Raw genomic sequence first — 9,691 nt, forward strand, 5'->3', positions numbered from 1 at the left:
CGGACCCGTGCGGCCCGACGGCTCCGAGCCGAAGGGGATCGGTTCCGCGGGGCGGTTCACCTGGGACGGGCGCGAGCCCTGGTACTCGTAGGAGTCACCGCCGCCGAAGGACGGGCCGGGACCCGGCTGCTGCTGGAAGTGCGAGGGCGGGCCGCCGGAACCGGCCGGCGGGCGCGGGGCGGCCGGGGTGTACGAGGTCGCCGTGTTCGTCAGGAAGTTCCACCGGCACTCCTCGCAGAAGGGCGCACCGCCCTCCCGGGGCGTACGGCACTGCGGGCAGAGCTCCGGCTCGGGGTCCGGTGCGCCGGACAGGTGCGGGCGTCCACCGGGCTGGCCGCCGGGGCCGCCGGGCGGCGGGAAGCCGTAGCCGCCCCCGCCCGGACCGGGCGGCGGCGGAGGGGGTGGAGGTACGGCACCGGCCATGCGGTGACCGCAGACCTCGCACCAGTCGTCGGAACCCGACTGGTGTCCGTTCGGGCAGGTCGGCATGTCGGCGCTTCCCCCTCTCGGATCAGGGAACTTCTCCGTCGGTAACGGTCTACTTCTTTACACGAACAGTCTTTGTCGACCGGGTCTCGAGAGTCATCTCGTCGGCCTCCTCGACCTTCGCCTTCAGTCGCACAGTACCTGTCGTGGCATCGACGACGTCCACCACCTTCGAAAGCAGTTTCGCGGTATCGGCGTTCCCGGAGTCGTTCGCGAGCTGAACGGCACGGCCCAGTTTGGCCGTTGCTCCATCGATATCGCCGGCTTTGCGAAGGTCGAGCCCTTGTTGGATGGCCTGTGCCAGTTCGGCCTGGCCGGTGTAGTGCGCGACCTGGGGGTTGATCGACGTCGAGGCGACCATGTCGTCGGTCCACACCGCCCTGACGAGTCCCTGCGCGCCCAGGTTCTGCGTGCTCCCGTCGGGCTGCGGGACGACCAGGGAGACCCGGGCGGCGAGCATCTCCTGGCCGATGTGCGCGGCCGGGACCTCGACGCAGACGTGGTAGTCACGGGACTCGTCTCCCCAGGAGCCGGTGGGGTAGTCCCCGGCGCGCGGACCGGCCTCGGTGCGGCGGTCGGTGAGCTCCTCGACGGTGGGCGCGACCTGCTTGACGAACTTGATGGTGGTGCCCACCGGCGTCCACACCCGCAGCGCGACGTCGGCGACCTCCTTGCCCATGGCCGTCTCCATCATCTGCGTGAAGTCGGCGGCGAGGGCGGCCGGGTCGGCCACGATGTCGGCGGTGCCGAGCAGGGCGGAGGCGATCCCTGTGACTTCTTTCACTTCCCAGTCGGTGCCCACGCCTCGGGCGTCGCACGTGAAACGCCCCGCGCACGCGTCGAGGGAGGCCTTCAGGTCCTCCGGCGACTCGTGTTCGTTGCGCCCGTCGGTGAGCAGGATGCCGTGCCGTATGGCGACGTCCGCCGAGGACAGCAGGCGGTCGGCGAGGCGCAGCCAGGTCCCGATGGCCGTACCGCCGCCCGCGCTGAGCTTGCGCAGGGCCTGTTTGGCCTGGTCGCGGGTGGTGGCGTCGGCGACCGCGAGACGCCCGCCGCCCGGATACACCTCCTTCGCCACATGGGTGCCGCCGATCACCGCGAAGTGCACGCCGTCGCGCAGGGTGTCGATCGCGGCGGCCGTGGCGTCGCGGGCGTTGCGCATCTTGGTCGGCGGGTAGTCCATGGAGCCCGAGCAGTCGACCATGACCGCGACCGCCGCCGAGGGGCCCTGCCCGGCCGACCACAGGTGCGGGGCGGCGACCGCGCTGCCGATCGTGCCGCCGCCGGTCGCGGTCACCGTGACGATCGCGTTGACCTCGCGGCCGCCCTCCGGCAGGTACTCGTTCTGGTAGACGTCCATCGCGAACTGCGGCACGTTCGACTTCGAGAAATTGGCCACGCCTGCTCACATCCCCCTCATGAACCCCACAGCCGTGGGGCGACGATGATCGCGGACCGGTCCCCTCCGGCCCGCCGAGGCATCCCCGTTCGTGCGGCCTCAGGCCGATCCTGCCCCCTGCACGGGGGTCGGGAACGGCACGACGGCCACTGTTACGTTGTCGTGGCCCCCGCCGTCCAGGGCGTGACCGACCAGCACCCGGGCGGTGTGCAGCGGGCGGGCGGCGGCGTCGGCCGGTACGGCCTGCGCCATCTCGTCGGCCGCCTCCGCGTAGTTCCACAGGCCATCGGTGCACACCACCACCACACCGGGCCGGTCCGGCTTGAAGGAAGCGGTGTGCGGGTCGAGTTCGTAGGCGTCCGCGCCGAGCCAGCCGGTGATCGCGTGGGCGCGCTCGTCGGCGTAGGCCTCGGCCTCGTTCATCAGGCCCGCGGCGACCATCTGCGCGGCCCAGGAGTCGTCCTCGGTGAGCCGGGCCGGGGGCGAACTGCGGTCCGTGGGCACCCAGTAGACGCGGCTGTCGCCGACCCAGCCGACGACCAGCAGGCTCGGGGTGACGACCGAGCCGACGATCGTGCACGCGGGGGCGTTCTGGTGCGGCTGGTGCTCGCGGGCCGTGGCGGGTTCCCCGGCGAGGGAGTTGACCGCGCGGGAGGCGGCGACGATCGCCTCGTGCATGGCCTGCTGGGGGTGCGTGCCCTGCGGCAGCGCCGCCAGCAGCGAGTCGGCGGCGGCCCGGGAGGCGGCCAGGGAGGCGTCGTCGGGGCGGGTCGCGGAGGACACGCCGTCGCAGACGACCGCGAAGGTCGCGGGCTGTCCGTCCGGCAGCACGCTGGTGCCGAGACTGAAGGCGTCCTCGTTGCGGTGGTGGCGCAGGCCGCGGTCGCTGACGGCGGCGATCGGGCCGGCCTGCTGCTCCATGTGGTCGCGCTCACGCGGCTGGGCGTGCCCGCAGTTCTCGCAGTAGCCGTCGCCGTCGACCCGGCCCGCGCGGCAGGCCACGCACACCTTGGCCTCCTCGGCAGGGCCCGCCGGTCCGGCGGCCACCCGCGGGTCCGGCGCCTGGAGGGGGTACTCGTCGGGCTCCGGGGGACGGTCGAAGCGCACCCCGGAGGCGGGGGAGACCGGCGATCCGAGCACCGGCCCCGACGGGGGCGGCTCCGGGGGCAGTTCGTGCTCGCCCGACGCGGCGGACCGCAGGTCGGTCGGCAGGTGCAGCTCCGCCGGGGGATGCGGTGCCTGCGGCCAGGGACCGTCCGGCGGCGCGCCGTTCAGGGCGACGGTCGGGTGGTCGTCCGGCCGTGCCGGGACGGCGGACAGGTCGTATCCGCACGCACCGCAGAAACGGTCGCCCGACTCGAGGGGTTCCTCGCAGCTCGGACACCTCGAAAGGGCGGTCTGCTGGGGCATCTGCGACATCAACTACACCCACGTCCGGGGGCGGTAACGGTTGGCTCGTTCCACCAGGTCGATCCTCTCCTCGCCGCCCTGCGCGAGCCGGGCCAGCGCGCGGTACGAACGCTCCAGGCCGAAGCGCAGTCCTCGCTCGTCCAGTCCGCTGCCGAGCAGTGCCCGTCCCCCGGTGGCGGGGGCGACGGAGTCCTGGCCACCGGAGAGTATCCAGTCCAGGGCCGCGCCCAGCACCTCGGCCGACAACTGCTCACGACGCGCCGGATCCAGTCCGTACGCGTCCAGCGCCTCGACCTGCCCGGCGGCGGCGGTCAGGTCGTCCAGGAAGGGTACGTCGCCCGCGGTCGCGGTGCGGCCACGCAGCCGGGCGCGGACGGCGGCCACTCTGGCGGCGGTGTAGTGGATGGAGGACTCCGGCACCGACTCCAGCGTCCGCACCGCGCCCCGGCGGTCCCCGGTCGCGAGCTGCACGCGCGCCAGGCCGAACGCGGCGCTCACATAACTGGGGTCGGTCGACCAGACCAGCCGGTAGTACTCGGCGGCGTTGTCGAGCTGGCCGAGGACCTCCGCGCACAGACCGAGGGCCAGCTTGGGGGCGGGTTCGCCCGGGAAGGCGTCGTAGATCGCGTCGAAGGCGAGCGCGGCGGCCTCGTGGTCGCCGGTCACCAGGGCGGCCACACCCCGGTACCAGACCACCCGCCAGTCGTCGGGCCGTTCGTCCTCCAGCTTCCGCAGCGCCTCGTCCGCGGTGTACGTGTCGCCGTTCTCCAGCCAGGCCCGCACCTGCCGGAGCCGTGACTCCGCCGAGGGGGCCGGTGCGGCCGCGAGGGCGCCGAGCAACTCGGCGGGCGCGGTGGTCATCAGCCCGGCGAGGAAACCGGCGTTGGGGTCGGCGGGGTCGACGTGCGGGACCGGGAGCGCGAGCGCGGCGACCGGCGTGTTGACCGGCTTGACGAGGGCACCGGCGGGGGTGAGACCTCCGCCCGGCCGCGGGGCACCTCCGGCGGCCGCGGAAGCGGCAAGAGCCTTCCGGGAGGGCACCGCCCGTCCTCCGAGCCGCGACACCTCCCCGTCCAGCTTCGGGAACAACTCCGTGTCGGTGACCCGGACCTCGGGGCCGAAGAGGGTCGACAGGGAGGGCCTCGCCCGCCCCGTCTGGAGCGAGACGACCTCGCGCAGGACGCCGGTGAGCTGCTCCGACATCTCCTGCGCGGAGGCGAACCGGCGGGCCGGGTCCGGGTCGGTGGCCCGGACCAGCAGCCGGTAGAAGGACTCGTACCGGCGGAAGACCTCGATGTGGTCGGGGTCGGGCAGCGAGTCGACGAAGACGTTGGTGTAGCCCTGGAAGTCGAAGGTCAGCACGGCCAGGGTGCGGCCGACGGTGTACAGGTCGGAGGCGACGGAGGGGCCCACGTCCGCGACCTCGGGAGCCTGGTAGCCCACCGTGCCGTAGATGGCCGACTCCTCGTCGTCCATCCTGCGCACCGCGCCCATGTCGATCAGCTTGAGCTGGTCCTCGGTCTGGATGGCGTTGTCGACCTTGAAGTCGCAGTACAGGAGGTTGCGGCTGTGCAGATGGCCGAGCGCCTCCAGGGCCTCGATGCCGTAGGCGCACGCCTGCTCCACCGGCAGCGGGTCCCGCTTGCCGTCGGCCGAACGGCGGCCGTTGGCGATCTCCTTCAGCGACTTGCCGCCGACGTACTCCATGACGATGTAGCCGTCGAGCGAGCCGGTGCGCTGGTCGAGGTGCTCGACGAAGTTGTAGATCCGCACGATGTTGGCGTGCTCGATCTCCGCGAGGAAGCGCCGCTCGGAGATCGCGGCGGCCATCGCGTCCTGGTCGCCGGTGTCCAGCAGGCCCTTGAGGACCACCCAGCGGTCGGACACCGCGCGGTCCACGGCGAGATAGACCCAGCCCAGTCCGCCGTGCGCCAGACAGCCCGCCACCTCGTACTGGCCGTGCACGATGTCGCCGGACTTCAGCTTCGGCACGAACGAGTACGGGTGGCCGCACTTCGTGCAGAAACCCTCGGTACGACCGGACCGCTCCCCGCGCGAACGCCCCACCGGGGCCCCGCAGTCGGAGCGCGAGCAGAACCGCTTGCGCTCGGGCACCTCCGGGTTCTCCAGCACCATCTCGCGCGGGTCCGGCCGCGGCACCCCGGGCACCTCGACGAGCCCCGCGCCCAGCCGGCCGCGCCCGGTCGAACCGGCGGTGGAGCCGGAGCCGCGCACCGACACCGAACGGCCCGTGGACTTCCCGGAGACCGAGCGCGAGAGCCGTCCCGACACCGAGCGCCGTGACTTCGACGAGTGCGAGGACGTCCGCGCGGAACCGCGGCCGGTGGCGGGCGCGCTGCCGCTGCCCCGCGAGCCCCGGCCGCCGGCCGTGCCGCTGGGCACCGAGCCGGGCCGGCCGCCCCCGGAGGCGGAACCCCCGCCCGCGACGACCGGCGCCAGACCGCAGGTGTCGCAGTACAGCTCGCCGCCACCCATGTCCTCGTACGTCCCCTCGCAGTCGGGGCGCTGACAGGACTGCTGTTCCTGACTCATGACGACGACTCCCCCCTACGGTCCTCAAGGCCGTGCTGCGGCACCCGCGGGGCGCCCAGCAGCTCGGCGGCCGCGTGCTGGTAGCGCAGCACGGCCTGTTCGGCGACCCGCAGGTCGCAGGGCGCGCTCCACAGCATCCGCCGGGCCGCGTCGTACCGCTCGATCAGGAACGGGTCCTCGGCCAGACCGTGCCGGGCGACCTTCGCCTTGTACGCGTCGAGCCGGCCGCGCAGCTCCGCGCGGACCGCGAGCGGCGCGGTGACCGCGGTCAACGACTCGCGGGCACGCAGCAGTTCGTCCTCCGCCTTCTGCTCCAGGGACTCCAGGAGCGGTGACAGCCGGTGCCACTGGCCGTGTCTGCGGTACTCGGCGGCCGTCGCCAACTGCTCCTGGAGCACGGTCGGCGGTCCGCTGACGACCGGTACCTCCGTGGCCGCGATCTTCGCGAGGACCTCGCCGCGCGCGATGCGGGCCTCGGCGAGCGTGCGGTCCGCGCGGGAGAGCACGTCCCGCAGTCTGACCAGCCGGGCCTCGGCGTCCTGCCGGACCGTGAGCACCGCGTCGATCTCCCGGCGCACGTCCTCCAGGGCGCGCGCCTCCCGGTCGTAGGCCGTGGTGTCCGGCCTGCCGCCGCCGGGGGCCGAACTGCCCTGCGCGCGCTGCCAGAACGCGAGCGGGTCGGAGATCACCTGCTCGCGCAGCGAGGTCAGGGTGCGGGTGATGCGCTCCAGGTCGTCGCCCGCCGGGTGCTCCCCGGGGCGGACGCCGACGGAGTGCGCGAGCTGGCGGGTGCGCTGGAGTTCGGCGGACAGCAGGTCTATCCGCGCGGGCAGCGCCGACCAGACCGCGTCGGCGGCGACGACCATGTCCAGGCTCGTCGCGTACAGCTCGTTCATCCGCTCCACGAGCGTCACCAGGGAGAACCGCTCGCTGAGCTTGCCCGAAGCGCCGTGCAGGGTGGGCGCGTTGGCCGTGGCGGTCGCCGAGCCCGCGACGGTGACCGACTCGCCGCGCAGCAGCTCGGTGAGCTCCACCAGGTCCTCGCGGCTGGACCAGCGGCGGCGGGAGCGGATCTCGCGGGCGGAGCGCAGCGCGTCGGTGTACGCGTCGAAGTACGCCCACAGCAGGGTGATCGACGCGTCGGCGGACTCCCAGCGCTCCTTGGTGACCCCGGTGAGGTCGGCGCCTTCCAGGAGCCTGCGGCCCGCGTGGTCCTGGAGGGCGAGGAGCGAGGTCTCGATCGCCTCGTGCTCCGCGCCGAGCCGCGCCAGCGCACGGTCCACCTCGTCCCGGTCCATCACCGGCCCAGGGGGTCCCGTGACGCCCATCGATCACCTCTCGCTGCTGAAGGGTTGCTGGGTGGTTGTCTGTTCCGGACGGTCCGTCAGCTCTTGCGCAGGTACTTCGCCGGCGGCGGTTCCGACTTGGCCGAGTCCCTGTCCAGTGTGGCGGACAGCCACCTGTCGTACGACGCCTGCCAGCCGTTCGTGCGGTCCTTGCGGTAGTCCACCAGGATCTGGTTGACCCGGCGTACCAGATCGTCGGCGTCGCTCTTCATCGCCACGCCGTAGTACTCGGTGGTGAAGGGGGAGCCCTTCAGTTCGACCGTGGGGTCCTGGGCGGCCTGGCTGGCGGCGAGCGCGCCGTCGGTGACCACGGCGTCGACCTCGCCGAGCTGGAGCCGGACCAGGCAGTCGAGCTGGTTGGGCACCGTGGTCCTGATGTCGGCGGAGGCGACGAGATCCCCCGCCTTCTTGTCCTCGTCGAGCTTGCTGAAGGCGGTCGAACCCTCCGCCGTGCAGATCTTCTTGTTCGCGAGCGTGCCGTCGTAGCCCGCGATGTCCGAGGACTTGGGCGCGAGGACCTGCTGTCCGGTCTTGAAGTACGGGGCGGAGAAGGCGACTTGGCCGACGCGGGTGCAGTTGATCGTCATCGTGCGGACGACCATGTCCACCCGGCCGTTCTGTATGGCCGGGATGCGCTGGTTGGTGGGGATGGCCTTGAACTGCACGGCGTCGGCGTCGCCGAGGATGTCCTGCGCGATCCGGTGGACCAGGTCGATGTCGAAGCCCTCCAGGTCGGCGTCCTCCCCGCCGTTGGGGTTGCGGTAGCCCCAGCGGTAGCTGTTCTGGTCGACGCCGACGACCAGCTTGCGCTTCTCTCCCTCGCGGGCCTTGATCTTCTCGATGGTCGGGCCGTCCGCACCCGACGGGGAGAGCGTCTGGTCCTCGGGGTGCGCCTTGATCGCGGGGTCGAGACAGGGGTCGTCCGCCGCGGCCTGCCCGGCACGGCTCAGGCCCGGGCCACCGGTGCCCGTGCTGCCGTCGCCGGCCGTCCTGAGCAGCGGCAGCAGCAGGGCGCAGGCGAGCACCAGGGTGCACACGACGGCCATCGCCCCCACCCCGCCCCAGCCCCTGAGACCGGCCCGCACACGTCCACGCATCCGCATCGTCACGCCCCCTCTCACCGGTACTCCGACAGCCTGCGCCCGATGCCGAGGACCGCGCCGGCGGCGCCCAGCACGGCCAGTACGGCGGCACCCACCGACAGCCCGGTCATCGCGTCCAGGCCGTCACCGGCGGACTGCCTGAACTCGGACTCCTCGTGCGTCAGGGCGAGACGGAGGTTGTGGTCGACGCTGTCGAAGCACTCGCCCGTGGCGCCCTTGCCGCCGACGACCCGGCTCAGCGCCTCCTGGTAGTTGCCGTGGTCGTCCTGCTCGCGGGCCGCGGCGTGGCGCTCCTTCCACACCTTCATGTTGCCCTGCGCCGCGGTCACCGGCTTCTCGCCGCTGTCGTCGTCGGCGAGCTTCGACGCCTCGGCCAGTCCCTTGCCGAGGACGTCCATGTCCTGGTCGAAGTCGTGGTCGTAGGCGTCGACGGTGACCTTCTCGCCGGTCTTGCGGTCCGTGAGCGTGACGGTCTCCGCGCCGCGCGCCACCAGCGTGAGGTTCTCGTTGCCGCGCGCCTTCAGGGAGGCGATGCGGGCGTCGTGCAGGACGTTGAGCGAGCGGACACCGTGGTCGTAGGAGGCGTTGAGGCCCGCGCGCGCGACGGTGTGGCCGACGACCAGCCACAGCAGCACCACGGTCGCGGCCGCGGTGGCCGCGACGAGGCCGTGGTTGAGGACCCGGTTGGTGCGCCGGTAGGTGCGGTGCTGCGTCCAGGCCAGCCCGGCGAGCGCCAGGACGCCGAGGCCGATCGCCGCCCACGGGTAGGGCGTGGCGTCCGCGTAGTCGGCGCGCAGCCGCTGGTTCTCGCTGGTGTAGAGGTTCTGCGCCTTCGGGAGCATCTCCTCCTGCATCTTCTCGTTGGCGTAGCGCAGATACGCCCCGCCGACCGGGAAGCCCTGGCGGTTGTACGTCCGGGCCTGCTCCACCAGCCCCTTGTACTCCGGCAGCAGGGTGTTGAGTTCGGCCACGGTCCTCGCGGCGCGGGAGTCCGGGTCGGAGTTGGAGGCGGCCCTGACCAGACCCGCGGCGGCCCGGTCGATGTCGTCCTCGTACCGCTCGCGCGACTCGGCCGACTCCTGGCCGCCGGCGAGGAAGCCGCTGGAGGCCGCGGTGTTGGCGTCGGCCAGGTAGCGGTAGATGTCGGCGGCGGCGCTGCTGAGCGGCTGGCTCTTGTGCAGCACGTCGTCCGCGGCGGCGGCCCGCTCGTCGGTCTGCCAGGCGGTGACCGCGCCGAACAGGACGACGAGCAGGGCGAGCGCCGCGCCGATGATGCGCAGCCTGCCCGGTTCGGTGGTGGCGGCCGCGCGCACCTGGTCGAAACCCTCGGCGAAGGCCGTACGACGGGCGGGCGCACGGTCCGGTGCGGGGGCGGGCGGGGACGGCTGCGGGAC

6 protein-coding genes and 1 pseudogene are annotated in these 9,691 nt (G+C 72.8%); all 7 read right to left on the reverse strand.

The features are described 5' to 3' along the window. A pseudogene (locus AOJ26_RS31455) lies at positions 1–489 on the reverse strand (FHA domain-containing protein); the annotation flags it as partial. Between the two features lie 49 nt (positions 490–538). Further along, positions 539–1,885, reverse strand: a complete 1,347-nt coding sequence (locus tag AOJ26_RS31460; protein WP_053851766.1) for a vWA domain-containing protein — start codon at positions 1,883–1,885, stop codon at positions 539–541. Positions 1,886–1,984: 99 nt separating this feature from the next. Further along, entirely contained in the window at positions 1,985–3,307 is a 1,323-nt protein-coding gene (locus tag AOJ26_RS31465) for a PP2C family serine/threonine-protein phosphatase (RefSeq protein WP_063790351.1), read from the reverse strand. Then, on the reverse strand, positions 3,308–5,848 hold the full coding sequence (locus AOJ26_RS31470) for a serine/threonine-protein kinase (protein ID WP_078960105.1): 2,541 nt from the start codon (positions 5,846–5,848) through the stop codon (positions 3,308–3,310). It lies immediately after the preceding gene. Next, on the reverse strand, positions 5,845–7,176 hold the full coding sequence (locus AOJ26_RS31480; protein WP_078960106.1) for a hypothetical protein: 1,332 nt from the start codon (positions 7,174–7,176) through the stop codon (positions 5,845–5,847). The genes AOJ26_RS31470 and AOJ26_RS31480 overlap by 4 nt, the downstream gene beginning before the upstream one ends. 56 nt (positions 7,177–7,232) lie before the next feature. Further along, a complete protein-coding gene (locus AOJ26_RS31485) occupies positions 7,233–8,297 on the reverse strand; it encodes a glutamate ABC transporter substrate-binding protein (RefSeq protein WP_373413132.1) in 1,065 nt (354 codons plus the stop codon). 14 nt (positions 8,298–8,311) lie between these two features. After that, on the reverse strand, positions 8,312–9,691 hold a 1,380-nt coding region (locus AOJ26_RS31490; RefSeq protein WP_053851772.1), incomplete at its 5' end, for a hypothetical protein.

Origin of the sequence: Streptomyces sp. NRRL B-24085 (assembly GCF_001282115.1) — a bacterium.
GTDB lineage: Bacteria > Actinomycetota > Actinomycetes > Streptomycetales > Streptomycetaceae > Streptomyces.

Coding starts and splice junctions, on each gene's coding strand:
- AOJ26_RS31470 (WP_078960105.1), bottom strand. CDS start 5,848: ATGAGTCAGGAACAGCAGTCCTGTCAGCGCCCCGACTGCGAGGGGACG.
- AOJ26_RS31480 (WP_078960106.1), bottom strand. CDS start 7,176: ATGGGCGTCACGGGACCCCCTGGGCCGGTGATGGACCGGGACGAGGTG.
- AOJ26_RS31485 (WP_373413132.1), bottom strand. CDS start 8,297: ATGCGGATGCGTGGACGTGTGCGGGCCGGTCTCAGGGGCTGGGGCGGG.